25 protein-coding genes are annotated in these 25,376 nt (G+C 30.9%); 15 read left to right on the top strand and 10 right to left on the bottom strand.

The window, feature by feature from the left end; genetic code table 11:
• Positions 1–6 precede the first annotated feature (6 nt).
• Positions 7–627, bottom strand: a complete 621-nt coding sequence (locus ACFQ1U_RS08505; protein WP_386107297.1) for a hypothetical protein — start codon at positions 625–627, stop codon at positions 7–9.
• The gene (locus tag ACFQ1U_RS08500; RefSeq protein ID WP_386107295.1) at positions 611–1,093 is read right to left on the bottom strand and encodes an RNA polymerase sigma factor; all 483 of its coding nucleotides are present in this window, start codon (positions 1,091–1,093) and stop codon (positions 611–613) included. Before ACFQ1U_RS08500 ends, ACFQ1U_RS08505 begins: the two co-directional genes overlap by 17 nt.
• Before the next feature lie 123 nt (positions 1,094–1,216).
• Between ACFQ1U_RS08500 and ACFQ1U_RS08495 the strand changes: the two genes are divergently transcribed.
• The 6 genes from ACFQ1U_RS08495 to ACFQ1U_RS08470 are packed head-to-tail and all read left to right on the top strand — an operon-like array spanning position 1,217 to position 4,385.
• Entirely contained in the window at positions 1,217–1,723 is a 507-nt protein-coding gene (locus ACFQ1U_RS08495) for a GbsR/MarR family transcriptional regulator (RefSeq protein WP_386107293.1), read from the top strand.
• Positions 1,724–1,761: 38 nt separating this feature from the next.
• Positions 1,762–2,109, top strand: coding sequence for a hypothetical protein (locus ACFQ1U_RS08490; protein WP_386107291.1), 348 nt, complete (start codon positions 1,762–1,764; stop codon positions 2,107–2,109).
• A 14-nt stretch (positions 2,110–2,123) separates the two neighbouring features.
• Complete coding sequence (locus ACFQ1U_RS08485; protein WP_386107289.1) at positions 2,124–2,522, top strand: DoxX-like family protein; 399 nt, start codon at positions 2,124–2,126, stop codon at positions 2,520–2,522.
• Positions 2,506–3,243 carry a DUF2071 domain-containing protein gene (locus ACFQ1U_RS08480; protein ID WP_386107287.1) on the top strand — a complete coding sequence of 246 codons (738 nt, stop codon included), beginning with the start codon at positions 2,506–2,508 and terminating at the stop codon, positions 3,241–3,243. The genes ACFQ1U_RS08485 and ACFQ1U_RS08480 overlap by 17 nt, the downstream gene beginning before the upstream one ends.
• Entirely contained in the window at positions 3,234–3,986 is a 753-nt protein-coding gene (locus ACFQ1U_RS08475; RefSeq protein WP_386107285.1) for a class I SAM-dependent methyltransferase, read from the top strand. The genes ACFQ1U_RS08480 and ACFQ1U_RS08475 overlap by 10 nt, the downstream gene beginning before the upstream one ends.
• Before the next feature lie 3 nt (positions 3,987–3,989).
• Entirely contained in the window at positions 3,990–4,385 is a 396-nt protein-coding gene (locus ACFQ1U_RS08470; protein WP_386107283.1) for a hypothetical protein, read from the top strand.
• Positions 4,386–4,590: 205 nt separating this feature from the next.
• Here the strand turns inward: ACFQ1U_RS08470 and ACFQ1U_RS08465 are convergent, their stop codons facing one another.
• From ACFQ1U_RS08465 to ACFQ1U_RS08450, 4 genes are all read right to left on the bottom strand, one after another.
• A complete protein-coding gene (locus ACFQ1U_RS08465) occupies positions 4,591–5,106 on the bottom strand; it encodes a DUF4348 domain-containing protein (protein WP_386107281.1) in 516 nt (171 codons plus the stop codon).
• Positions 5,107–5,204: 98 nt separating this feature from the next.
• A complete protein-coding gene (locus tag ACFQ1U_RS08460; RefSeq protein WP_386107279.1) occupies positions 5,205–8,630 on the bottom strand; it encodes a methylmalonyl-CoA mutase family protein in 3,426 nt (1,141 codons plus the stop codon).
• A gap of 70 nt (positions 8,631–8,700) precedes the next feature.
• Positions 8,701–9,024 (bottom strand): hypothetical protein, encoded by a 324-nt coding sequence (locus ACFQ1U_RS08455; RefSeq protein WP_386107277.1) that lies wholly within the window; start codon positions 9,022–9,024, stop codon positions 8,701–8,703.
• Between the two features lie 18 nt (positions 9,025–9,042).
• The gene (locus tag ACFQ1U_RS08450; RefSeq protein WP_386107276.1) at positions 9,043–9,936 is read right to left on the bottom strand and encodes a LysR family transcriptional regulator; all 894 of its coding nucleotides are present in this window, start codon (positions 9,934–9,936) and stop codon (positions 9,043–9,045) included.
• Positions 9,937–10,013: 77 nt separating this feature from the next.
• Here ACFQ1U_RS08450 and hutH point away from each other — a divergent pair, with 77 nt between their 5' ends.
• From hutH to ACFQ1U_RS08435, 3 genes are read left to right on the top strand one after another with little or no spacing between them, the layout of a single operon-like run.
• Entirely contained in the window at positions 10,014–11,504 is a 1,491-nt protein-coding gene (gene hutH, locus ACFQ1U_RS08445; protein WP_386107274.1) for a histidine ammonia-lyase, read from the top strand.
• Between the two features lie 14 nt (positions 11,505–11,518).
• Positions 11,519–13,513, top strand: coding sequence for a urocanate hydratase (locus ACFQ1U_RS08440; protein ID WP_386107272.1), 1,995 nt, complete (start codon positions 11,519–11,521; stop codon positions 13,511–13,513).
• A gap of 13 nt (positions 13,514–13,526) precedes the next feature.
• Positions 13,527–14,063: a DUF4136 domain-containing protein gene (locus tag ACFQ1U_RS08435; protein WP_386107270.1), complete on the top strand. Its 537-nt coding sequence runs from the start codon at positions 13,527–13,529 to the stop codon at positions 14,061–14,063.
• 89 nt (positions 14,064–14,152) lie between these two features.
• Here ACFQ1U_RS08435 and ACFQ1U_RS08430 read toward each other — a convergent pair whose 3' ends face one another.
• Positions 14,153–15,238, bottom strand: coding sequence for a hypothetical protein (locus ACFQ1U_RS08430; protein ID WP_386107268.1), 1,086 nt, complete (start codon positions 15,236–15,238; stop codon positions 14,153–14,155).
• Between the two features lie 257 nt (positions 15,239–15,495).
• Here ACFQ1U_RS08430 and ACFQ1U_RS08425 point away from each other — a divergent pair, with 257 nt between their 5' ends.
• The 3 genes from ACFQ1U_RS08425 (at position 15,496) to ACFQ1U_RS08415 (ending at position 16,629) form a co-directional block, all read left to right on the top strand.
• Positions 15,496–15,660, top strand: coding sequence for a DUF5522 domain-containing protein (locus ACFQ1U_RS08425; protein WP_386107266.1), 165 nt, complete (start codon positions 15,496–15,498; stop codon positions 15,658–15,660).
• A gap of 8 nt (positions 15,661–15,668) precedes the next feature.
• Positions 15,669–16,373, top strand: a complete 705-nt coding sequence (locus tag ACFQ1U_RS08420; protein WP_386107264.1) for a DUF4197 domain-containing protein — start codon at positions 15,669–15,671, stop codon at positions 16,371–16,373.
• Positions 16,374–16,443: 70 nt separating this feature from the next.
• On the top strand, positions 16,444–16,629 hold the full coding sequence (locus ACFQ1U_RS08415; protein ID WP_386107262.1) for a Lacal_2735 family protein: 186 nt from the start codon (positions 16,444–16,446) through the stop codon (positions 16,627–16,629).
• On the opposite strand, the gene ACFQ1U_RS08410 is transcribed toward ACFQ1U_RS08415, so the two are convergent.
• Both ACFQ1U_RS08410 and ACFQ1U_RS08405 read right to left on the bottom strand, forming a co-directional pair.
• Positions 16,609–17,400, bottom strand: coding sequence for an ABC transporter substrate-binding protein (locus ACFQ1U_RS08410; RefSeq protein WP_386107260.1), 792 nt, complete (start codon positions 17,398–17,400; stop codon positions 16,609–16,611). The genes ACFQ1U_RS08415 and ACFQ1U_RS08410 overlap by 21 nt on opposite strands.
• Positions 17,401–17,436: 36 nt before the next feature.
• Complete coding sequence (locus ACFQ1U_RS08405) at positions 17,437–18,210, bottom strand: LytR/AlgR family response regulator transcription factor (protein ID WP_386107258.1); 774 nt, start codon at positions 18,208–18,210, stop codon at positions 17,437–17,439.
• Between the two features lie 237 nt (positions 18,211–18,447).
• Between ACFQ1U_RS08405 and ACFQ1U_RS08400 the strand changes: the two genes are divergently transcribed.
• Together ACFQ1U_RS08400 and ACFQ1U_RS08395 are read left to right on the top strand one after the other, a co-directional pair.
• Positions 18,448–21,669 (top strand): SusC/RagA family TonB-linked outer membrane protein, encoded by a 3,222-nt coding sequence (locus tag ACFQ1U_RS08400; RefSeq protein WP_386107256.1) that lies wholly within the window; start codon positions 18,448–18,450, stop codon positions 21,667–21,669.
• Between the two features lie 11 nt (positions 21,670–21,680).
• Positions 21,681–23,171 (top strand): RagB/SusD family nutrient uptake outer membrane protein, encoded by a 1,491-nt coding sequence (locus tag ACFQ1U_RS08395; RefSeq protein WP_386107254.1) that lies wholly within the window; start codon positions 21,681–21,683, stop codon positions 23,169–23,171.
• Positions 23,172–23,425: 254 nt separating this feature from the next.
• Here the strand turns inward: ACFQ1U_RS08395 and pyrF are convergent, their stop codons facing one another.
• A complete protein-coding gene (gene pyrF, locus ACFQ1U_RS08390; protein WP_386107252.1) occupies positions 23,426–24,238 on the bottom strand; it encodes an orotidine-5'-phosphate decarboxylase in 813 nt (270 codons plus the stop codon).
• Between the two features lie 61 nt (positions 24,239–24,299).
• Between pyrF and ACFQ1U_RS08385 the strand changes: the two genes are divergently transcribed.
• Positions 24,300–25,373, top strand: a complete 1,074-nt coding sequence (locus ACFQ1U_RS08385) for an ABC transporter permease (protein ID WP_386107250.1) — start codon at positions 24,300–24,302, stop codon at positions 25,371–25,373.
• Positions 25,374–25,376: the final 3 nt, after the last annotated feature.

Genomic DNA, 25,376 nt, shown 5'->3' with positions numbered 1-25,376 from the left:
TTTCTCTTAATCTTCTTTTAAATTTTCAATTTCGTGTATTAAATCATTCAGTTTTGAAACTAATGTTCCGTATAGTAACTGATTCGAAACTTTAAAAACAAATAGACAAATAATTGCAATAATTAAGGCTACTGAAGCTCCTATTCCTAAAATTTCAATGAATGTAGTATCAGAAGAGATAAATCGTGATAAGAAGCTTTCTTCCTTCAGAAAAAATCCGAGAATAAAAATGGATAATACTAAAAGCGGTAGCACAAAAATGAACATTCTTTTAGTAGCTTTAGTTACCGAATTCATCACATCTCTATAGTTTTTTAAATAGGTTAAATTATCGGATTTTACATCCAGTTTTTCAAACCTGCTTAATAACTTAGTGTTAAAATAATACAAGCATAAAATTAAGATAGTTCCGTAGAGTCCAATGATAGTTTCATTTAGAAGAATTCCACCAATGGCTACAATTCCGGAAATGGGCAATAATCCTTTATTATCAAATTCATAGGTTCGTTTAATTTTATGAATAATTGATTTTGATTTTTGATTGTAAAGATTATTAATTTTTGGAGCTACGATAGCATTTTCATTGATAAACGCTTCGTTCCATATTTTTTCAATTGATTTTTCCATCTAGTAATTCTTTTAATTGTTTTTTAATTCTGTTTATGCGAACTGCAATATTGTTAGCGCTTGTTCCAATAATAGCAGCAATTTCTTTGTACGGATTTTCCTCTAAATGAAGAAGAATAATAGCACGATCTACTTCTGATAATTTTTTGATAGCATCGTACAGCAAATTCAAGTCTTCATTCTCAAAAGCATGATTGTTTTCTGAGGATTCAGTGAATGAATCACTTGGATACGGTTTGTTTTTGTTCTTCTTAGAAAGTGTCAAGCAAACATTTAAGGTCACTCTGTAAATCCATGTGGACCATTTTGATTTCTCTTGAAACGCTTCTCTACTTTTCCAAATTTGTAAACAGGCTTCTTGATAAAAATCTTCAAAATCCTCCTGTGAATCAGTATAAGCTCTGCAGATTTTTATAATAATTCCAGCATACGGTATAATTGAAGAGGTGTAAAAATCAGTACTCAAAATTTATTGTTTACAGGGTTAGTAAATTCAGAATTAAAAATATTACAGGAAAGGTAATTAAATTTAAAATATTTTATTTTCAATAATTTTTGAAAGTTTAGAATTTAGTTCTATATTTGTCCTATGAAATTAGAAGACGCAAAAATAAAATACATTCATACTTGGGGTAGTTTAGCTACAAGTTGGGGAATTAATAAAACCATGGCACAAGTTCATGCGTTGTTATTAAGTTCAACAAAACCTTTGTCTGCTGAAGAAATTATGGAAGCGTTAAAAATTTCAAGAGGGAATGTGAACATGAACGTTCGTGCATTAATTGATTGGGGAATTGTTCGTAAGGAATTGGTTGTTGGAGAGCGAAAAGAATTTTTCGTTGCTGATAAAGATATTTGGGAACTTTTTAAGCAAGTAACGAAAGAACGTAAAAAAAGAGAGATAGAGCCAGTTCTAAAAATCCTAGATGAATTGAAGAGTGGAGTAGAGGAAGATTCAGAGGAAGCCGAGACTTTCAAAAAGTTAATGAATGATCTATCAACTGTTACCAATACAGTAAATGGAATTTTGGATAAAGCGATTAAGGCTGATGAGCATTGGCTTTTATCGAATTTTACCAGAATGATAAAAAAGTAAAAAAATTTAAAATTAAACTTTCAATAATTTCTGAAACTATGAAAATAATAAATAGAGTTTTAGTGGTGATTTTATCATTTTTAATAATAGCTGCAGTATTTGATCAAAATTATCTAGCAATTGCAGCATTATTAGCTATTCCGTTAGGGTTTCTTCAACTGTTATATTGTATATCGTTAGGACTAAAATGGGAAACGTTAAAGATTAAACAAAAGTATTTTGTAGGAATATATTTACTAACTGTGTTAGCTTATTTTATTTTTTTATTTAAATCATCTAATGTTAATTTTAATAGTACACTTGTAGAAATAATACTTTTAGGTCTACCTATACTTCTAGCTTTTAGTTTAACTGTTTTTTGGGAGTTAAATAATAAAGATGCTTAATATTATGTATTCTGATGAGATATAAGATAGTCTATAAAATTATAAAACTAATAAGTGTTTTAGTTTGGTTTGTAAATGGAATTTATTGTAAAATATTGGATCAAGTTCCTAGGCATCAAGAAATAGTGAAGAAAATTATTAATGAAGAGTATTCAGGAGAGCTTACTTTAATAATAGGTTTACTTGAAGTTGTAATGGTTGTATGGATACTATCAAATTACAAATCAAGATTAAATGTAATTATTCAAATAACTGTAGTAATGATTATGAATATTGTAGAGTTACTATTAGTAAGAGATCTTTTGCTTTGGGGTAAATACAATGTAGTTTTTGCAATCTTATTTACAGTTATACTTTATATAAATGAATTTCAATTAAAGTCAAAATTAACTAAGTATGTTACCATCACTTAAAAATCATCCTTTTTCCGTAGAAGCTTTTTTTGAAAGTTCAATAGTCATAACATTTGCTATTCCAAAAGAGCATCTAGAAAATTTAATTCCAAATTGTTTAGAGTTGGAAACTTTTGATAATAAATGGGCTTTTTTAGCTGTAGCAATGGTTCAAACAAAAGATTTAAAACCTAAAGGCTTCCCAAATTTTTTAGGAAATGATTTCTTTTTAATAGGGTATCGTGTTTTTGTAAGGTATTACAATCAAAAAGGAAAAAGATTTAGAGGGTTATACATTTTAAAATCAGAAACAGATAGTAAAAAAATGAAATTTGCAGGTAATATCTTTACTCATTATAATTATTCAACAACAGATATACATAGGAAAGAAAGTAAACAATTAAATCAGATTTATTCTAAAAAATCTGATTTTCAAATAACTTTTAATAAAAATAAAAGTGATATTTCTTTACCTAAAAATTCACCTTTTTCAACATGGAAAGAAGCAAGAAAATTTGCAGGACCACTTCCTTTTACATTCACTGTAAACAAAGAAAAAAATGAGGTATTGATTATTGAAGGACTAAGAAAAAACTGGAAACCTAAGCCTATAGAAATAATTGATAGTAATTTTTCATTTATAAGAAATTTAGGTTTTACTAATGCAAAAATTGCAAATGCATTTATAATCGAAAATATACCATATTATTGGAAAAAAGGGAAAGTTGAATTATGGAAATAAAAAGAAGGAAATTTCAAGGAGTTTTAAATATACTCAGCTTTAATAGACAATTTTATTTTTTTGGTCTTTTAGTATTAGGTTTAATTATGCTGTTTCAATATGTTTTTAACTGGGAGTTTGAGTTAGTATTATTGATAATCGTTGGTTTTTTATATGGCTTGTTAGCACCACTTTTAGTTTCTGCTTATGTGTATGATTTTTCAAAATTCTATGAATTTAATTGGTTGAATGATTTACAATTAAATAAAAATAATAATTTAAACATAGTGAATATTAATGCTGGGTTTGATGAAACAAGTTTTATTCTAAAAAATAAGTTTCAACAATCAAATTTAAAAGTATTTGATTTTTATGATGAATCAAAGCATACAGAGCAAGCGATAAAAAGAGCTAGAAAAGTAAGTTTGGTCTATCCAAATACCCAAAGAATAAATACTAATGCTATTCCGATAAATGAAAATACAGTGGATATACTTTTTTTACTTTCATCAGTTCACGAAATTAGAAAGAATAAAGAGAAAATTGTTTTTTTCAATGAGTGTCGAAGAGTTTTGAAGCACAATGGAAAAATCGTAATTGTAGAACACTTGAGGGATTTGCCAAATTTCTTAGCCTTTTCAATCGGTTTTACTCATTTCTTTTCAAAACAAACTTGGAAAAAAGTATTCAAAAAAACTAACTTAAAATTAAAAGAAGAAATAAAATTTACACCATTTATGTCGGTGTTTATCTTAAATAAATAAAAAATGGAAATTCATCTAAATATTATTGGTTATATGTTAATGCTTCTAGCTTTTATACATATTATTTTTCCAAAATATTTTAATTGGAAAGAAGAGCTAAAACATCTCAGTTTAATGAATAGACAAATGATGTTTGTTCACACTTTTTTTATAGCGCTAACCGTATTTTTAATGGGATTAGCTTTAGTATTAGAGAGTGACGATTTAATCAATACTAAACTTGGAAGAAAAATTATTTTTTGTTTTGCAATTTTTTGGTCTATCAGGTTATTTATGCAATTATTTGTGTATTCACCTAAACTATGGAAAGGCAAAAGGTTTGAAACTATTGTGCACATTTTTTTTACAGGTTTTTGGGTGTATATAAGCGCAGTTACATGGATGATATGGAATCAATAAAATTTAAAAAGGTATGAGTTTTTTAAAAGCAGAATGGAGAAAATTAATAATGGTTAACTATGAGGTTAATCCTAATGTTATTAGAAGGTTCTGAAATTACGGTCGAAAATAAAATTATATTATAAAAAACAAAAACCTCACAAATCTGTGAGGTTTTGAAGTGATAAAAATATATTATGAAAGTAAAACTTAATTGTGGGAACTATTATATTCCAGAATCCCATTTTTTTATTAAGAACCATTTTCCATTAAACCCTTTAAAATAATACTTTGAATTACCTCCAGATTCAACACCGTACCAATGTAACATTCTCTCGTTTGTTGGTTGAAACTTTAAATCATAATTGTCATAAATTTGAGTTCTTTCACTAGCACTATTAATATAAAATGAATTGTATTTCCATTCGTCTTTGTTAATTTTAATTAAAATTTCTTTCATTGAATCAATGTTAGTTGTACGATATTCTAGAGGGAATTTAACTCGATTCTTTTGAAATATTGAATCTACCATAAATGAGTAAAAAAAATTATTAAAATCTTCATTTTTGTATGTTTTTATGGTTGTAATTTCAATTCTATTTTTTAATTCTTGATTATCCTGCTTTAACAAATTTAGTTGAGTTTTAAGACTATCAATTGTTTTATGATGTTTTCTTTCATTATTTATTCCTTTACATCCTGTTAAAAATGTAAAAAGAAAAATTAAAATCAAATTTTTCATTTTATTATAATTATAGACGGCAATATAGATTAAATATAAAAAACAAAAAACCTCACAAATCTGTGAGGTTTTTAATAATTATCTAAAGGCATTGCCTTTTACATGTTTCGTCTGTATTGACCACCCACTTCAAATAACGCTGAGGTAATTTGACCTAAAGAACATACTTTGGTAGCTTCCATTAGCTTTTCGAAAATATTTTCATTTTGAATGGCTGCTTGTTGCACTTTGGCTATTTCTTTAGTCACCTTTTCTTTATTGGCCTTATTTAGGCTTTCCTTAGTCTTAATTTGGAATTGCTTCTCCTCTTCCGTAGCTCTAATCACTTCCGCAGGCTGAACCGTTGGAGATCCTTTAGAACTTAAGAAGGTGTTTACACCAATAATTGGGAATTCACCTGTATGCTTCAACGTTTCGTAATATAAACTCTCTTCTTGAATTTTAGAACGTTGATACATGGTTTCCATTGCTCCTAAAACTCCACCACGTTCAGTAATTCTATCGAATTCAGTTAATACTGCTTCCTCAACTAAATCGGTTAATTCCTCAATAATAAATGAACCTTGAATTGGATTCTCATTTTTAGCTAATCCTAATTCTTTGTTGATAATTAATTGAATTGCCATTGCTCTACGTACACTTTCTTCTGTCGGCGTTGTAATCGCTTCATCATACGCATTTGTATGTAATGAATTACAGTTATCATAAATCGCATATAATGCTTGTAACGTAGTTCTAATATCATTGAAATCAATTTCCTGAGCATGTAACGAACGTCCAGAAGTTTGAATATGATATTTCAACATTTGTGCACGTGCGTTGGCTCCGTATTTATATTTTAAAGCTTTTGCCCAAATCTTACGAGCAACACGTCCGATTACAGCATATTCTGGATCGATACCATTTGAGAAGAAGAACGATAAGTTTGGTCCAAACTTATTTATATCCATTCCTCTTGATAAATAGTATTCTACATAGGTAAATCCGTTAGCTAAAGTTAATGCTAATTGCGTAATAGGATTTGCTCCAGCTTCTGCAATATGATAACCAGAAATCGATACAGAGTAGAAGTTACGTACGTTTTTCTCAATAAAATATTCTTGAACATCTCCCATTAAACGTAAAGCAAATTCCGTAGAGAAAATACAAGTATTTTGAGCCTGATCTTCTTTTAAAATATCTGCCTGAACTGTTCCTCTTACTTGCGATAATGTACTGGCTTTAATTTCAGCATATACATCAGCTGGTAAAACTTGATCTCCAGTAATACCTAATAATAACAATCCTAATCCATCATTTCCTTCTGGTAAGTCTCCATTATATTTAGGTCTGTCAATTCCTTTATCGTCGTATAACTCTTTTAGTTTTGCTTCAACTTTATCTTCTAAACCGTATTCTTTTATGTATTTTTCACAATTCTGATCAATAGCAGCATTCATAAAGAACCCTAAAAGCATTGGTGCTGGTCCATTGATTGTCATTGATACAGAAGTCATAGCATGACTTAAATCGAATCCAGAATATAATTTCTTCGCATCATCTAAACAGCAAATAGAAACTCCGGCATTACCAATTTTTCCATAAATATCTGGTCTGTGTCCAGGATCATTTCCATAAAGTGTTACAGAGTCAAATGCAGTAGATAAACGCTTTGCTGGCATTCCTAAACTAACATAGTGGAATCGTCTGTTGGTACGTTCTGGTCCACCTTCACCAGCAAACATTCTAGTCGGATCTTCTCCAGTTCTTTTGAAAGGATATAATCCTGAAGTATATGGGAATTCTCCAGGAACGTTTTCCTGTAAATTCCAGCGTAATAAATCTCCCCAAGCTTGATATTTCGGTAAAGCTACCTTTGGAATTTGACTATGTGACAGTGACTCGCTGTGGGTTTCAATTTTAATTTCCTTATCCCTAACTTTAAACGTGTAGATAGGATCTTTATATTTTTGAACTTTAGTCGCCCAGTTTAAAATGATTTCCCAGTTGTATGGGTCTAAATTCATTTTTACGCGATCGAACTCAGCAACTAATAATTTTAAAAAGTCGCTATTATCATCTGTTTTTTGAAGAGAAGTTTCATCAATTCCAGATTTATCTATAGTCACAGTTCCTTCAGAAACACTTTCAATGGTTTTGAAGATTCCGTATAATTTTTGAGCTACTTTCTCTTGTTCATCAACAGTTTTATCATAAGCCCTATTGTTCTCAGCAATTTCTGATAAATAACGAGTTCTTGCCGGTGGAATTACAAATATCTTTTCAGACATTTCTTTTGTAATTTCAAAAGTAGATTTTAAATCAGCTCCCGTTTTCTCAACAACTTTATCCATAATCGCTTTATATAACGAGTTCATTCCTGGATCGTTAAATTGAGAAGCAATAGTTCCAAAAACTGGCATTTCATCCATTGGAATATCCCAAAGATTGTTATTACGCATGTATTGTTTCTTCACATCACGTAACGCATCTAACGCACCTCTTTTATCAAATTTGTTGATAGCCACTAAATCAGCAAAATCAAGCATGTCGATTTTCTCTAGCTGAGTTGCAGCCCCAAATTCTGGAGTCATCACATATAAAGAAGCATCTGAATGTTCGATGATTTCAGTATCAGATTGACCAATACCTGAAGTTTCTAAAATGATTAAATCGAACTCAGCAGCTTTTAAAACTTCAACAGCTTCGTTCACATATTTGGATAACGCTAAATTAGACTGACGAGTTGCTAAAGAACGCATATATACACGTTCATTATTAATAGCATTCATACGAATTCTATCTCCTAATAAAGCTCCACCTGTTTTTCTTTTTGAAGGATCAACAGAAATTAAACCGATTGTTTTTTCTGGGAAATCAATTAAAAAACGACGAACTAATTCATCCACTAAACTAGACTTTCCTGCTCCACCTGTTCCTGTAATTCCTAAAACAGGAGTTTTAGATTTTTCATTTTTTTTATGGATAAGATCCATAGATTCTTTGGCTACTTTAGGGAAGTTTTCTGCAGAAGAAATAATTCTCGCAATACTACCTACATTTTTTTCTTCTAAATGGTTAATCTCTCCATTTAAAACATCACCAATGGCGAAATCAGATTGTTGTACAAGGTCGTTAATCATACCTTGTAACCCCATTTCACGTCCATCATCAGGAGAATAGATACGGGTAATTCCGTAATCCATTAATTCTTTAATTTCTTCAGGAAGAATAACGCCGCCGCCGCCGCCGAAAATTTTAATATGACCAGCGCCTTTTTCTTGCAGTAAGTCATACATGTATTTAAAGTACTCGTTGTGTCCACCTTGATAAGAAGTCATTGCAATAGCATTTGCATCTTCTTGAATAGCACAGTTTACTACTTCTTCAACACTTCTATCATGTCCTAAGTGAATAACTTCAACTCCTGTAGATTGTATAATTCTACGCATGATATTAATTGCTGCATCATGACCATCAAATAATGAAGCTGCTGTTACAATTCTTACTTTATGCTTTGGTTTATAAGGTGTAATTTGTTCCATTCGTAAATTGAGTTGTTTGTAAGACCTGCAATTTACGGATTTATTAAAAAATGTACCGAATTTTAAAAGATTATAAATACTTTATAAATGCCCATTTTTTTCTTTCTTGTAGGTAATTTAAGTTGTTTTCATGCCTATATGCTTCGCGTTCAAAGCTTAAGTTTCTGTAAGCTAGGTCTTTGTTTTTGTATATGATGAGTTTAAAACACCATTCAAAAAAATATAAAAAGTAAAAAAAGACGATAAAAAGTTCTAATTGTTGTTTTAAATGAATCTTTTCGTGGTTAATTAACTTAGCATCTTCCTTCAAATCTTTCCTTTTTAAAAAGATAAAAGGATAAAACGTAAGTCCTTCATAGCCTTTTGGGACGATATATTTTGAGATAAAAATCAAAATTTAGTCATTTTTTATTCAAATATATAAAGATTTAATGGTTTCTATAAGTGATTCTAAAACAGGATTCCGATTATGTTCATCCCAAACTACCGACAATGTTGTATGTTGATTGATGTTATCCAATTCAATAAATTGAACATTCATATTATATCCTAATCGTAAAGATTTCGGTACAATAGATAATCCAAAACCGTTTTCTACTAATTTATATATCGACGCTGCATGTATTGTATTATGTGAAACAATTGGAGCAAATCCACTATCTGTAAAAATTTGCATCACTTTTTCATAATAAGAAGGACTGTAAGAAGGATCAAATAGAATGAAAGATTCATTTTTTAATTCTTGTAAACCTTTAAAGTTTTGAGAACTGATTTGATGATTTTTGGGTAGCACCAAACAAAAGCTCTCTTTAAGAATAGGTTGAATAGTTAAGCCTCTAGGGACGGTATCTAATCTCACAAAACCAATATCTATTTTTTGATGCAATAAATTATCAATTTGTTTTTGGTTGTCCATTTCCGTTAAACCAAACTGAACATTAGGGTGTTTTTCTTTGAATTTTACTAAAACGTTTGGAATAATTTCTTGCATGGCAGATCCTACATAACCAAACTCTAATTTTCCTTGTTTTCCATCATGAATAAGCTTCGCATGATTAATAATGTTATCTAAATTTTTCAAGTTCCGGGTAAGTTCAGACTTCAAATACCTTCCAGAAGGAGTCAAAACAACCTTTCTGTTATGTCGTTCAAATAACTGGACACCTAAATCATCTTCCATTTGTTTAATCTGTCTACTTAGTCCAGGTTGAGATATAAACAATCGATCAGCTGCTTTTCTAAAGTGTAATTCTTCAGCTACAGCCAAGAAGTATTTCAGATGTCTTAATTCTAATTGATAACTCATAATTATTAAATATTGATAAAAATGATATTATTAAGCATCAAAAATAAAGGTAATTTTGTATAAAACGAACTAGAAACATGTTTAAATACGGAATAGATCACCTAACAGTAGATAAAGTTTTAGCTATTGCAAATGGTAATTTGAAAGCAGAAATTACTGATGAAGCTAAAAAGAAAGTGAATGAGTGTAGAAAAAAGGTTGAAACCATGGCAAATTCTAATGCTGCGGTTTATGGAATAAATACAGGATTCGGACCTTTATGTGATGTACAAATTACACCTGAAGAAACAAGTAAACTTCAAGAGAATTTATTGATTACACATGCTGTTGGTGTGGGTGAACCTATTGATAAGTTATTATCCAAAATCATGATGATTTGTAAAGTACATGCATTGTGTCAAGGGTTTTCAGGTGTGCGTTTAGAAATGATCAATCGTATTATTTATTTCATAGAAAGTAACATTTTACCGGTAGTTCCAGAGCAAGGTTCAGTTGGTGCTTCTGGAGATTTAGCTCCTTTATCTCATTTATTTTTACCATTGTTAGGAGAAGGAGAATTTTGGGTTGAGGATCAGATTTTACCTGCAAAAGAAGTTTTAGCTAATCATAATTTAGAGCCTTTAACCTTAATGGCTAAAGAAGGATTAGGATTAATTAACGGAACCCAGTTCATTTTATCACATGCAATTATTGGGTTAAAGAAGATGGAGTATCTTTTAGATTTAGCTGATGTTGCTGGAACAATGAGTTTAGAAGGGTTTCAAGGAAGCGCTTCACCGTTTAGAGCAGAGCTTCATACTATTCGTCCTTTTGAAGGAAATATAAAGGTAGCAGAGCGAATTCGCATGTTATTAAAAGATTCTCAAAATGTTGAAAATCATTTAGAATGTGATCGTGTGCAGGATCCATATTCTATCCGTTGTATGCCTCAGGTTCATGGAGCATCAAGAAATGCATTCAATCATTTGAATGAGTTAGCTGAAATAGAAATGAATTCGGTGACAGATAATCCAATTGTATTGAGTGAAACAGAAGCAATATCTGGAGGAAACTTTCACGGCCAGCCTTTAGCAATGGTTTTAGATTATGTTTCTATTGCTGCTGCTGAATTGGGTAATATTTCAGATAGAAGATGTTATTTATTATTAGAGGGAAAGTATGGTTTGCCAAGATTGTTAACTGAAGCGGGAGGTTTGAATTCTGGATTTATGATTCCTCAATATACTACAGCAGCTTTGGTAACAGAGAACAAGTCTCTTTGTTTTCCGCCTTCGGCTGATAGCGTTCCAACTTCATTAGGACAAGAAGATCATGTTTCAATGGGAAGTATTTCAGGAAGAAAATTCAATCAGATTTTAGGTAATTTGGAGAAAATATTAGCCATAGAATTAATGTATGCAGCTCAAGCTATGGAATTCAGAAGACCGAATACATTTTCAGAAATTATTGAAGAAAATTTCAAATTAATTAGAAGTAAAGTTGCTAAGTTAGAAGAGGATCGCGTATTAAAAGATGATATTAATGCAATGATTAGTTTAGTGAAAGAAAAAGTATTTATTGTAGCATAAAAAGTAAGTAAATCATGACATTTAAAGAACAGATTAAACAAGGAATACCAAGTGTTTTACCATCAAAAAAAGAGTATGATACAACCATTAATCATGCTCCAAAAAGAAAAGAAATACTTACTAAAGAAGAAAAGCAATTAGCTTTAAGAAATGCCTTACGCTATTTCGATAAAAAACATCACGAAGAATTATTACCTGAGTTTTCTGAGGAACTAGAAAAGTATGGTAGAATATACATGTATCGATTCCGTCCTGATTATGAAATGAAGGCGAGAGCAATTGAAGAGTATCCAGGAAAATCTACGCAAGCAAAATCTATTATGCTGATGATTCAGAATAACTTAGATTATGCAGTTGCACAACATCCTCATGAATTAATTACGTACGGTGGAAATGGTGGAGTTTTCCAAAACTGGGCTCAATATCTATTAACAATGCAATACTTATCTGAAATGACAGATGAGCAAACGTTAGTAATGTATTCTGGTCACCCAATGGGATTATTTCCATCTAATAAAAATGCTCCGAGAGTCGTAGTTACCAATGGAATGATGATTCCTAATTATTCTCAACCAGATGATTGGGAAAAGTTCAATGCGTTAGGTGTTACTCAATACGGACAAATGACAGCGGGAAGTTATATGTACATTGGCCCGCAAGGAATTGTTCACGGAACAACAATTACTGTTTTAAACGGATTTAGAAAAATTGGTAAATCTCCAAAAGGAAATGTATTTGTTACAGCTGGTTTAGGAGGAATGAGCGGTGCACAACCAAAGGCAGGAAATATTGCTGGGTGTATTACGGTTTGTGCGGAAGTAAATGAAAAAGCAGTTCATACGCGTCATTCTCAAGGATGGGTTGATGAAGTGATTTCTGATGCAAATCTTTTAGTTGAAAGAGTTCAAAAAGCCAAAGAAAATAAAGAAGTAGTTTCCATTGCCTATTTAGGAAATGTTGTAGAGGTTTGGGAAAAGTTTGATGAAGCAAATGTGTATGTTGATTTAGGTTCAGATCAAACTTCTTTACATAATCCTTGGGCAGGAGGTTATTATCCGGTTGGATTATCATTCGAAGAAGCAAATGATATGATGGCGAATAATCCGGAAGAATTCAAATTAAAAGTTCAAGAATCTCTTCGTAGACAAGCAGCAGCTATCAATAAGCATACAGTAAAAGGAACCTATTTCTTTGATTACGGAAACGCCTTTTTATTAGAGTCGAGCAGAGCAGGAGCAGAGGTAATGAATGACAACCCAACATTAGGAAGGGAATTTAAATATCCGAGTTATGTTCAAGATATTATGGGTCCAATGTGTTTTGATTATGGGTTTGGTCCATTCCGTTGGGTTTGTGCTTCAGGAAAACCAGAAGATTTAGCAAAAACCGATCAAATTGCATGTGAAGTTCTAGAGGAAATCATGAAAGATTCTCCAAAAGAAATTCAGCAACAAATGGCGGATAATATTCAATGGATTAAAGGGGCTCAAGAAAATAAATTGGTTGTAGGTTCTCAAGCAAGAATTTTATACGCTGATGCAGAAGGGAGAATTAAAATTGCCAAAGCATTTAATAAAGCAATTAAGAAAGGAAAAATTGGTCCAGTTGTTTTAGGTAGAGACCACCACGATGTTTCTGGAACCGATTCTCCTTACAGAGAAACTTCTAACATTTATGATGGTTCTAGATTTACCGCAGACATGGCTATTCATAACGTAATTGGAGATAGTTTTAGAGGAGCAACTTGGGTGTCAATTCACAATGGAGGTGGAGTTGGCTGGGGAGAAGTAATTAACGGAGGATTTGGCATGCTTCTTGATGGTTCTAAAGGAGCGTCAAAGCGTTTAAAATCGATGCTTTTTTGGGATGTAAATAACGGAATCGCAAGAAGAAGTTGGGCTCGAAACGAAGAAGCTGTTTTTGCAATTAAACGTGCTATGCAGGCAGAGAAAAAACTTAAAGTTACTTTGCCTAACCTAGTAGACGATTCTTTGTTTAACAATTTTTAAAAACTCTATTATTATGAAGTATGTAAAAATCTTACCTATTTTATTGGTGTTAATTACTTCTTGTAGTTCTGTTAAAGTAGCTACAGATTATGATACAAAAGCAAATTTTAATAAATATCAAACATTTGCTTTTTATAAACCTGGTATCGATAAAGCTCCTATTTCAGATTTAGATAAGAAAAGAATTATGAGAGCTATTGAGGCTGAATTAATTGCCAAAGGAATGCAAAAATCCTCAACTCCTGATGTATTGGTAAGTATTTTTACAAAGTCTAGAGAGCGTGTTAATATTAACGATAATAACTGGGGGTACGGTTATGGTTGGGGATGGAACCCTTGGATGTGGAATGGAGCTAATAGATTAAATGTAAACCAATATACTGAAGGAACTTTATTCCTTGATGTTATAGATGCAAATAAAAAAGAACTAGTTTGGCAAGGTATAGGAACTGGAGCATTATCTCTTAGAGATGTAGAAAGAAAAGAAGAAAAAATTAAAGAATTTGTGAAAGAAATTCTATCTAAATATCCTCCAGGATCAAAAAAATAATTTGACATAATAATATAATTACAATAAAACGCAAGATGTATATCTTGCGTTTTATTGAATATTCTAAAAATTCATGTTTTTAAAATATATTAGTCTTGATATATTTTAATAACGCTAATTGTATTTCCAATATAGTTTGATACAAAAGCATGAGTACCATCAGGGCTGATAGAAATTGCTCCAGGAGCTTGTCCTACATTGATTGTTTTAGCATATAGTTTGTTAGTGGCTAAATCAATAACATTTACAGTTCCTTGGCCTGCTGTTAAACCAGTAAAACTTGGTGCTCCATCTCTGTATAATGTATTATAATTAGATACAAGACCGTATTTACCATCTTTAGTAATAGCAAATCCAGAAGGTTGTATACCACTTGTAGAGATTTCTTTTATCGTATTACTTTCAAGGTTTAAAACACTAACTGTGGTACCGTAAGGAGCAAAATTATTACTTCCGAAATTTGTAATATATGCGTTTTTACCTTTAGCATCAATTTCAATAGAAAAAGGACCAAAAAAGCCTTTAATTTCATTAACAATTTCATTTGTATTTGTAGATATCTGTAATACAGTTCCTGTGTCTGGGTTACCAGTAACATAATTTGCTACATAAATAGAATCTCCGTTTGGAGTAATTGCTATAGAGGCTGGAGCAGCAGGGAATACTCCATATGGATGTAGTTGTATTCTTTTGGTAATAACCTCATTGTCTAAGTCAACAACAGAAACTGTATTTCCTTCACCAGAAGGTCTAGTTGAAATAGCTCCGTAATTTATAACATAGCCAGTACTTCCGTTAGGAGTTATAACCATTGCAGAAGGACCGTTAAATCCATCAATAACATTCATAACTTTATTAGTATCTGTATTTATTACACTAATAGTTGTGCTGTTTGAATTTAGTACGTATAACTTTTTTTCGTTTTTTGATAAGGTAAGGCCAAAAGGTTGATTAAAAGATTCATCGGCTATTGTTTCTAAAGGCATGAAGTTCTTTGCATCGACGAGTGTTACAGTATCACTACCGTCTATAGAGTAATTGTTACTATTTGCTACATAAAGATTTTTAGAGTCAGATGTGATAGCCATAGCAGCAGGGCTAACACCTACATTAGTAGTGCCTATAACTTCTCCACTTAAATTATCGTCAATAATAATGATTTCGTTTTTACTCATTTTAAAAAAGTTTAGTTATTCATATTCCTTATGGCTTTTCAGATTTCGCCATGTAATCAGAGATCTATTTGTGATTACTATCCAAATTTGAAAAAATTAAAGATTGAATTATTTAAAAAGATAATAAACGCTACTATTAAAAGTATAAGAGATGTTAATTAAGGTATAAAAAAGAGAAGGAATCGATTTTGTATAGTTATTTTAAAGATACAGTATATAAATTTTTAGTTTTAGCGTATCTTTTTAATATTTGTAATATGAAAAAAATCTTAAAACCAGAACCCCACGAATATTATGTAAATGAACAAGGTTATAGGGTTTTTAAAGAAGAATATCATTTAAGACGAGGATATTGTTGTAAAAGTGGTTGCAAGCACTGTCCATATGGTTATGATAAAAACACAGATACCTTTAAAAAATAATACATATCATGAAAAAAATTACAGTAGTTTTAACTTTATTACTTTTTGTAGGTTGTAATGAATTGCAACAAATTGTTAACCAGTTACCTCAAGGAGGTTTGTCCCAAGAGCAAATAGGCCAAGGTTTACGTCAGGCTTTAAATAATGGTATTGAGCATCAAGTAACAAAACTAACCGCTAAAAACGGTTTTTATAAAAACAATCTAGTTAAAATATTATTACCTAAAGAATTGAAAGTGGTAGATGATGGTTTGCGTAAAATAGGTTTAAGTAGTTTGGCAGACGAAGGTATTAAAGCCTTAAATAGAGCGGCTGAAGATGCAGTTAAAACAGCAACTCCAATTTTTGTGAGTGCTGTTAAAGACATTACCTTTACAGATGCTAAAAATATTTTATTAGGAGATAAAAGAGCAGCAACTTCTTACTTAGAGAGTAAAACTACTACGGCGTTATACAATAAGTTCAATCCTGTAATCAAAAATTCTTTTTCAAAAGTAGGAGCAGATAAGATTTGGGCTAACTTAATAAATAAATACAATAGTATACCTTTTGTAACTAAAGTGAACCCCGACCTAACAGATTATGTTACTAATGAGGCTTTAGATGGAGTATTTACAATGATTGCAGTAGAGGAAGAAGGTATTAGGACAAAAGTTGGTTTAAGAGATACAGATTTATTAAGAAAAGTTTTTGCACTTCAAGATAAATATTAATTATAGTTAAACACTTGGTTTTCAATTAAATATTTTATTATATTTATATGAAAGTTTAAGTTTTAACAGTATGTCACGTGTAAATCAATTAAGTAGGTACAGAAAGCATCTAGAGGAGCGCTACCATAAATTGGTAGAGCGTTCAAATGAATATAGATATATTGATGAAGTTCAAAGTGATTTGGCTTCCTACAAAGCAATGAAAGTTTTAGAAAAAATTAACAGAGTCAGGTATTTAGATAATTCTGTTATGTAATTTTTTGAAATAATCAAATGCTTTTAATAACCTAGATCCATACCATGAAAACATTTCACCATCAACAAAAATAGTTTTAGCATGGTGTGTGAATCTGCCTATTTCAAAAGCATGTTCTTCTTTAAAGGGATAAGGCTCAGAAGATAGTAATACAAAGTCGGGATCTCCTTCTAGCCTAATTTTTTTTAACTCAATTTCAGGATATCTACTTTTTGAATTATAAATATTATCAAAGTTATTTAAAGTTAATAAATGATTGATAAAATTATTATTTCCAGCAACCATCCAAGGATTTCTCCAAATAAAATATGCTACTTTCTTTTTGGGCATGTTATGGATGAATGTTTTAAAATCGTTAAGTTTAAAGTTTATTTTCTGAGTAATTTTATCAGCTTCTGTTCTACAATTAAATAAGTTTCCATATTGATGAATAAGCTCCAAACAATCATCCAAAGTGTAAATGTCGGAAACATGAACAGGTGCAATTTTTTCACATTCAGCTACAATTTCCTCAGTATTTTCTTCTTTGTTACATAGAATTATATCAGGATTAAGTTTTTTTATAACATTAATCTTAATATTCTTTGTGCCACCAACAATTTTTTTATTTTGTTTCAGGTAGTATGGATGAATGCAAAATTTAGTTATCCCCACAACTTTTTCTTCCAATCCTAAGTCAATTAGTAGTTCTGTTTGACTGGGTACTAATGAAACAATTCTTTGAATAGGTTTTTTAATAATTAATTTTCTTTTTAGCTGATCTGTATACATATTGCAAAAATAGCAGATTATTGCAATTAAACAGATTTACTTAACCCCCATGTATTCTTGAAAATCTTTTTTGTAACCTTTACTTACTCTAAAAGTAGCTTTAGTATCTTTAATTTTTACATCTGTTTCACCATAGTTAGAAGATATAATTTCTTCTATAAAATCAGAATTAATAATTGTAGACCTATGAACTCTAATAAATTTATTTGAATTTATCCTAGAATGGATACTCGCTAGCGATTCACGTAATAAGAATTTTTTATTATCTTCTGTGAAAATTTCAATATAATAACCTGATGCTGTAATATATTTGATACTATCAGGTTCAAGAAAATATATTTTATTTCCAGATTTGATATTAATTTTTTTGCATTCAGAGTTTTCATTTCCCTTTACAATAGATAAAATGTCTTCTAAACTAGATTGAACCTTAATGAGTTCTTCTTTACGTTTATATTCTTGAATCTTTTCAATGGTTTTATTCAAACGTTCTTTTTCAAAAGGTTTGGTAATAAAATCAAAAGCAAAATAATCAAAGGCTTTAGATGCGCACTCATTATTAGAGCTAACGAAAACAAATAAAGGTTTTATAGTAGCAGATATTTTGTCGATTATATCGAATCCTGAAATATTTTTAATTTCTGTATCTAAAAAAACTACATCTGGTTTAAGATAATTGATGTAATCTATCGCTTCAACACCGTTTGAAAATTCTCCAGCGATTTCTATAAAACCATAGCTATTTAATATTGTTTTAAGATTTTTTTTAGCGATTTCATTATCATCAATAATAATGCATTTAATATTCATTTTTTATGGGGTAAAAAAGTTGATTAAAAGTGCGCTAATGTACTAAAGAATGGGGGTTTGAGCGATATACATAGTTTTATTTAACATTCCAATAACTAATAATTAACAAGCTTTTTGTTTAACTGTTAAAGTTAGTTTTCTGCTTCAAAAAACAAGTTGTTTGCATCAAAGTAGTGTTAATATCAATTAGGTGAAAATATATTTAGAACCTCTTAATCAATAAAAACAAATAATTTTATGAATTTATGTATTAAAAAAGCAATGCATTTGCTGTTTTTTTTAGGTATTATACTTAAAGTACATGCACAAGAAAAAACGGTAAGCGGAACTGTATCTGACGTTGCGGGTCCATTACCAGGTGTAAGTGTAATAGTTAAAGGAACCACCAAAGGTGTTGAGTCTGATTTTGATGGTAGGTATACTATTAAAACACAAGTAGGAGCAACATTGGTATTTAGTTTTGTAGGAATGCAAACTACAGAGGTTGTTGTTACAGAAAGTAATGTAATTAATGTAGAGTTAAAGGAAGATTCAAATGTTTTAGATGAAGTTGTAGTAGTAGGATATGGAACTACAACTAAACAGTCATTTACAGGTACAGCTAAAGTTGTTAAAACCGAAGATTTAGAAGCAAAAAGTGTTTCTAACGTTTCTCAAGCATTAGCTGGAGAGGTTGCTGGTGTAAATGTGATTAATACATCTGGACAGCCAGGAACTGTAGCTACAATTCGTATTAGAGGTTTTGGATCAGTAAACGGTAACAGAGATCCTTTATATGTAGTTGATGGTGTTCCTTTTTCTGGTTCAATAAATTCAATTAATCCATCAGATATTGCTTCTACTACAGTATTAAAAGATGCATCTGCAACGGCTATTTATGGTTCTAGAGGAGCGAATGGTGTAATCATGATTACTACAAAAGCTGGTAAATCAGGCGCTACTTCTGTTGAGGTTGATTTAAAAACAGGTGTAAACTTTCAGTTTTTACCAAGATATGATGTAATTAGTTCACCAGATGAGTATCTTGAATTATCATGGCAAGCAATGGCAAATAGAGGTTTAGATATTGATCCTACTACAGATCCAGTAGCTTATGCTAACGCAAATTTATTTTCAGGTAACACGGGAATAGGAATCCCAAGAACTTTTAACTATTTTACATCTTCTGATGTTTCAGAGATTATAGACCCAGTAACTGGAAAGATTAGACCTCAAGCAAGAAGAAAATATACACCAGAAAATTGGAATGATTATGCATTTCAACCTTCTATAAGAACAGAGGCAAATATAAAAATGAGTGGTGGTGATGAAAAAACTAAATATTTTAGTTCTTTTGGTTACTTGGATGATAAAGGATACTCTATTAACTCAGGATATAAGAGATATGCTTCAAGATTAAATTTATCACACAAACCAGCTGAATGGTTAACAGCTAAAGCTAATATAGGATATACTTTAGGTAAAAGTATTCAAAATGGTCAATCAGAAGATTCAGGTAGTATTTTCTGGTATGCTGATAATATTCCTTCAATTTATCCACTATTTTTAAGAGATGCTGATGGGAATTTTGTGGAAGACCCTAAATATGGAGGAAATCAATATGACTATAGAGATAGAGGCTTTGGTGGAGGTACTAATGCTATTGGAAATGCTGTTCTTAACTATATTGGGTCTGAGCGTCACTCGTTAAATGGTAACTTTTCATTTAAAGTTGATTTAGCGGAAGGTTTAGAGTTCGAAACTCAATATGGAGCTCAGTACTATAGTGATATTTACAACAATGTTCAAAATCCTTTTTATGGTTTTGCTGTACAACAAGATGGTTCTCTATACCAAGAAAAAGCTAGTGCTTTAACACAAAACTTTTTAAATATCTTTAGGTATAATAAAACTTTTGGAGACCATAATATTTCAGCTTTAGTTGCTCACGAAACAAACCAAACAGAATATGAGGTAAGTACGTTGAGTAAAAATAAGATAGTGAATTTACAAGGTGGGTTAACTGATGCTAATAATTATGTAGTAACATCTTCACCTTCAACTGGTTTTTCAACTAAAACAGCATTAGAGAGTTATTTTGGACAGGTTTCATATAACTATTTAAGAAAATATTATTTTTCGGGTGCTATTCGTCGAGATGGTTCTTCTAGATTTTTTACAGATAAGTGGGGGACATTTGGTTCTTTAGGGGCTTCATGGGTAATTTCTGAAGAAAGCTTTATGTATGATGTAAAGTTTATAAACTTTTTAAAGTTAAAAGCTAGTTATGGTATTTTAGGAGACCAAGCAGGGGTAGACATTTACTCTGGGCAAAATACGTATACTATGGGTAATTTAGGAGGTGAAATTTCTTTAAGACCTAACGCTGTTCAGAACCCTAACTTAACATGGGAAACTTCAAAGATGTTCCAAACTGGTTTAGAGTTTACTTTATTTAATAATATTATTGATGGATCTGTTGATTACTACATTAAGAATACAGAAGATTTAATTTTTGAAACAAGATTATCACCATCTACTGGAAACGCAATTTTGGATGTTAATGATGGTAACCTAGTTAACTCTGGATTTGAATTTGATTTAACAGCTCATTTAGTTAAAAAGGAGAATTTTAAGTTAGATTTTGGCGTAAATGGAGAGATGTTTAACAACGAATTAAAAGAAATGCCTATTGATCCAGCTAACGGAGAAAGAAAAGTATTGGATATTTCTGGTGTTTATGGTAGAGCTAAAGGTAGAGGTATTTATGATTTCTACATGAGAGAGTGGGCTGGTGTTGATCCTCAAACTGGAAATCCTTTGTGGACTCAATATTATCATGATGCAAATCGAAACGAAGCCTATGATGAAGGAGAAGGAATAGGAAGTTTGTATGAATATCAAGCTTTAAACCCAGGTAATGCTATTAGTAAAACCACTACTAGTACCTATAGTGATGCAACTCAAAAGTTTTTAGATAAATCTATTATTCCAACAATTAGAGGTTCTTTTAGATTTAATGCTAAAATTCACGATTTTACAGTAAGCACCTTATTTGGATATAGCTTAGGAGGTCACTCATATGATGGGGTGTATGCAGGTTTAATGGATAATGATCAAATAGGAGCTAATAACTGGCATACTGATATTAGAAACAGCTGGCAAGAACCAGGTGATGTTACAGATGTTCCTAGGTTAATGAGTGATAGAAATGTACAGGTGAACTCTACATCGTCAAGATTTATTACTTCTACAGATTACTTATCATTGAGTAATGTTAGAATAGGTTATACAATACCTTCTAATTTTATTGAAAATTCTGGAGTTAAGTCTTTAGATTTATGGGTTTCTGGAGACAACTTGTTCTTATTAAGTGCTAGAGATGGATTTAATCCTACTACATCAGAAACAGGTGCTTCTGACGTATATCGTTACCAACCTTTAACAACTTTAACTTTTGGAGTTAGAGCTAAATTTTAAAATAAATGAAAATGATTAAAAAGTATATAAAATCAATAGTTTTAGCAACTTTTGCCTTAACGGTTTCAAGTTGTGGGGACGAATTGCTAACAGAAACTCCTACAGAAAACGTTTCTGTAGATGATGTTGTTTCTAGTGGTGAAATTTATCCAGATGTATTAGATGGAACTATTAGAGGTATTTATGAAATGATGTTCCAAACAGGAACAGGTGGTACAACTGCTCATGAAGATTATGGTCAAAAAGGTTATGATGTAATTTCTGATTTATTATCAGGAGATGTAGCTTTAGCAAGAAATACATATAATCGTTACAGTAGAGTTGCTCAATTAATAGCAACAGAAGACTTTACCATAAATACCCCTAATTATATTGCTTGGAGATATTATTACAGAGTTATAAATGCGTGTAATTTAGTAATTGAATCACTAGGCGGAAATGAAGCTGTTATCACAGATGTAAATAGAGAACCTATTGGTCAAGCGAAAGCAGTAAGGGCTTATGCGTATTTTTACTTAAGTCAGTTATATATTAATGAATATTCAGCAGCATCAACAGTATTACCAGTTTATATTGAAGGTAATGATAATGCAAAACCTCAAAGTACAACTCAAGAGGTTTATGAGTTAATGATTAGTGATTTGGAGCAATCAATTGTGTTGTTAGATTCTTATTCTAGAAGCTCATTATATCAAGTTAATAAAGATGTTGCTAAAGGTTTATTAGCTTATGTATATGCATCAAGAGGTGAAGGAGAGGATAATTTAAAAGCTAGAACTTTAGCAGAAGAAGTTATTAATTCAGGAGCTTATCCTATAACATCTAGAGAGAATGTAGTAGGAGGTTTTAATAATGTAGAAGAAAACCCGAGTTGGATGTGGGGAGTTGACTTAACCATAGATAATGGATTAGATTTAATTTCTTGGTGGGGTCAAATGGACTATTTTACTTTTAGTTACCAATCATTTGGAGATAGAAAAGTTATTGACAAAGGATTGTTTGATGCTATTAGAGATAATGATATCAGAAAAACTCAGTTTTATAACGATGCTACATCTTCAGCTTATTTAATGCCTTTAAATAAATTTTATCATGAAGATAGGACTTTTAGAGGTCAGAGAAATATAGAAGCTGATTATATCTACATGAGAGTGGATGAAATGTATTTGCTTTCTGCAGAAATGGCAGCTAAAGAAGGTTTAGAAACAGAGGCTAAAAATCGTTTAAAAGATATTTTAGCTGAAAGATTTGAAGATCCTGCTGATTATGCTTACGTAGATGCTTTATCTGGTCAAGATTTATTAGACGAGATTTATTTACAAACTAGAATTGAGTTTTGGGGAGAAGGGAAAAGTTATTTAGCTTTAAAACGTAACAAAGAAACTTTAACTAGAGGTGAAAATCATATCTATTTAAGTGGAGAGTCGATTGAATATAATGACGATAGATTAACGTTAGAAATTCCTCAGTCGGAAGTTCAAAACAATCCATTCATAAATTAATTTTGCAGTATTAATTGCAAGAGATAATCCCCCAATACTAATAAAAAGCCGAGATTTAATCTCGGCTTTTTTTATTCGTATGTTAAAAATGTTTGCTTAATTCAAATTATAGGTAAAACAAATCAAATTGAATGGCTTGAGCACAAAGTCCTAGTACTTTTGAAGTAGTTAAAACCATTAAACTTTTGTCTTCATTGGTTTAACTATTTGAATTAATTAGGTTAAGTCAAGGTATTCTCATGCTTTGACTTTTTTTATTCTAAAATAGTCTGCATTTGCGCTTGTAGTTGTTGTGCGTTTTTAGCAGCTGCCTCGGCAAAATCATCTTCATTAGAGGCGTAAATTATACCACGAGATGAATTGATTAATAATCCTATAGAGTCATTCATTCCGTATTTACAAACTTCTTCTAAATTACCACCCTGAGCACCAACTCCTGGAACTAATAAAAAGTTATCTGGAATAATTTGTCTGATTTCTTTAAAGTACTTAGCTTTTGTTGCGCCAACAACGTACATTAAATTATGTGCGTTTTTCCAGGTTTTTGAGGTTTTTAAAACTGTTTTGTAAACTTCCTCACTATCAATTTTTTGAGTCTGAAAATCAAATGCACCTTGATTTGAAGTTAGTGCTAATAAAATAGTATGTTTATCTTCAAAAGCTAAAAAGGGTTCTACAGAATCTTTTCCCATATATGGTGCTACTGTAACAGAATCAAAAGAAAGATCTTCAAAAAAAGCTTTAGCATACATTGTTGAAGTGTTACCAATATCACCTCTTTTTGCGTCAGCTATTGTATAAATTTCAGGGTATTTATGGTTAATGTAGTTAATTGTTTTTTCTAAAGATTGCCAGCCTTTTATACCGTAAGCCTCGTAAAATGCGGTGTTTGGTTTGTAAGCGACACAGAGATGATGGGTAGCATCAATAATGGCTTTGTTAAAAGTGAAAATAGGATCTTCTTCTAAAAGTAAACGTTTGGGTATTTTATTAATATCTACATCAAGTCCTATGCATAGAAATGATTTTTTTCTATGAATTTCATCAATTAATTGTTGTGTTGTCATGGTTGTTGTTAAAAGTTGAACAAAGGTAATTATTTTAAACTTTCTACTATATTTGTTTTTAATGTTTCAATTTATACTTAATAAACTTTTTTACGGGTTTTTAACACTTTTTGGAGTGGTAACGGTTGTTTTTTTGTTGTTTAACGTTTTGCCGGGCGATCCTGCGAGAATGCTTTTAGGACAAAGAGAAGATTCCGAACAATTAGAAAATATTAGAAGAAAATATGGATTTGATAAACCTGTATTTACGCAATACTTATACTATTTAAATGATTTATCTCCACTTTCTTTTCATAGTTCGAATATTGACGATTATACACATTTATCTACTGATAAATATAACTTTATCTCGCTTGTTTCTGTAAGTAATGTTGATGTTGTATTAAAATCCCCTTATTTAAGAGAGTCTTTTCAGAAGAATGGAAAAAAAGTAAGTTCAGTAATATCAGAAACTTTACCCAACACAGCAATTTTAGCATTTGTTGCTATTGCTATAGCTATAGTTTTAGGGGTTATATTAGGTGTTTTTTCTGCATTGTTTAAAAACTCTATTTTAGATAAGTTAATTGCAGTTTTTAGTACGCTTGGTATGAGTGTTCCTTCCTTTTTTTCAGCCATTTTATTTGCTTGGTTTTTTGGTTTTGTGCTTCATGAATTTACAGGCTTACAAATGACTGGAAGTTTGTATGAGGTTGATGATTTTGGAGAGGGAGTTTTTATTCAATGGAAAAATTTATTATTACCAGCCCTGGTTTTAGGAATTCGGCCACTAGCTGTCATTATTCAATTAATGAGAAACTCATTACTAGAAACCTTGTCTCAAGATTATGTAAGGACGGCAAAAGCAAAAGGACTAACGCCCTATCAAATTATTAAAACACACGCTTTAAAGAATTCTTTAAATCCAGTTATTACCGCTGTTTCTGGATGGTTTGCATCTATGTTAGCTGGAGCTGTTTTTGTTGAATATATTTTTAATTGGAATGGTCTAGGTAAAGAAATAGTAAATTCGTTAAATATGCTAGATTTACCTGTTATTATGGGAGCTGTTTTAGTAATAGCAAGTCTTTTTATAGTTATTAATATTTTAGTAGATATTCTTTATTCTTGGTTAGATCCGAGAGTAAGATTATAAACA

The sequence above is a fragment of the Tenacibaculum geojense genome, assembly GCF_042676005.1.
GTDB lineage: Bacteria > Bacteroidota > Bacteroidia > Flavobacteriales > Flavobacteriaceae > Polaribacter > Polaribacter geojense.
Note: the sequence above shows the minus strand (reverse complement) of the source record. Positions and strands in the feature narration are given on the sequence as shown.

Bases quoted from the DNA above. Each gene is read 5' to 3' on its own strand.
- ACFQ1U_RS08505 (WP_386107297.1), bottom strand. From the start codon at position 627: ATGGAAAAATCAATTGAAAAAATATGGAACGAAGCGTTTATCAATGAA.
- ACFQ1U_RS08495 (WP_386107293.1), top strand. From the start codon at position 1,217: ATGAAATTAGAAGACGCAAAAATAAAATACATTCATACTTGGGGTAGT.
- ACFQ1U_RS08490 (WP_386107291.1), top strand. From the start codon at position 1,762: ATGAAAATAATAAATAGAGTTTTAGTGGTGATTTTATCATTTTTAATA.
- ACFQ1U_RS08485 (WP_386107289.1), top strand. From the start codon at position 2,124: ATGAGATATAAGATAGTCTATAAAATTATAAAACTAATAAGTGTTTTA.
- ACFQ1U_RS08480 (WP_386107287.1), top strand. From the start codon at position 2,506: ATGTTACCATCACTTAAAAATCATCCTTTTTCCGTAGAAGCTTTTTTT.
- ACFQ1U_RS08475 (WP_386107285.1), top strand. From the start codon at position 3,234: ATGGAAATAAAAAGAAGGAAATTTCAAGGAGTTTTAAATATACTCAGC.
- ACFQ1U_RS08470 (WP_386107283.1), top strand. From the start codon at position 3,990: ATGGAAATTCATCTAAATATTATTGGTTATATGTTAATGCTTCTAGCT.
- ACFQ1U_RS08465 (WP_386107281.1), bottom strand. From the start codon at position 5,106: ATGAAAAATTTGATTTTAATTTTTCTTTTTACATTTTTAACAGGATGT.
- ACFQ1U_RS08460 (WP_386107279.1), bottom strand. From the start codon at position 8,630: ATGGAACAAATTACACCTTATAAACCAAAGCATAAAGTAAGAATTGTA.
- ACFQ1U_RS08450 (WP_386107276.1), bottom strand. From the start codon at position 9,936: ATGAGTTATCAATTAGAATTAAGACATCTGAAATACTTCTTGGCTGTA.
- hutH (WP_386107274.1), top strand. From the start codon at position 10,014: ATGTTTAAATACGGAATAGATCACCTAACAGTAGATAAAGTTTTAGCT.
- ACFQ1U_RS08440 (WP_386107272.1), top strand. From the start codon at position 11,519: ATGACATTTAAAGAACAGATTAAACAAGGAATACCAAGTGTTTTACCA.
- ACFQ1U_RS08435 (WP_386107270.1), top strand. From the start codon at position 13,527: ATGAAGTATGTAAAAATCTTACCTATTTTATTGGTGTTAATTACTTCT.
- ACFQ1U_RS08430 (WP_386107268.1), bottom strand. From the start codon at position 15,238: ATGAGTAAAAACGAAATCATTATTATTGACGATAATTTAAGTGGAGAA.
- ACFQ1U_RS08425 (WP_386107266.1), top strand. From the start codon at position 15,496: ATGAAAAAAATCTTAAAACCAGAACCCCACGAATATTATGTAAATGAA.
- ACFQ1U_RS08420 (WP_386107264.1), top strand. From the start codon at position 15,669: ATGAAAAAAATTACAGTAGTTTTAACTTTATTACTTTTTGTAGGTTGT.
- ACFQ1U_RS08415 (WP_386107262.1), top strand. From the start codon at position 16,444: ATGTCACGTGTAAATCAATTAAGTAGGTACAGAAAGCATCTAGAGGAG.
- ACFQ1U_RS08410 (WP_386107260.1), bottom strand. From the start codon at position 17,400: ATGTATACAGATCAGCTAAAAAGAAAATTAATTATTAAAAAACCTATT.
- ACFQ1U_RS08405 (WP_386107258.1), bottom strand. From the start codon at position 18,210: ATGAATATTAAATGCATTATTATTGATGATAATGAAATCGCTAAAAAA.
- ACFQ1U_RS08400 (WP_386107256.1), top strand. From the start codon at position 18,448: ATGAATTTATGTATTAAAAAAGCAATGCATTTGCTGTTTTTTTTAGGT.
- ACFQ1U_RS08395 (WP_386107254.1), top strand. From the start codon at position 21,681: ATGATTAAAAAGTATATAAAATCAATAGTTTTAGCAACTTTTGCCTTA.
- pyrF (WP_386107252.1), bottom strand. From the start codon at position 24,238: ATGACAACACAACAATTAATTGATGAAATTCATAGAAAAAAATCATTT.
- ACFQ1U_RS08385 (WP_386107250.1), top strand. From the start codon at position 24,300: ATGTTTCAATTTATACTTAATAAACTTTTTTACGGGTTTTTAACACTT.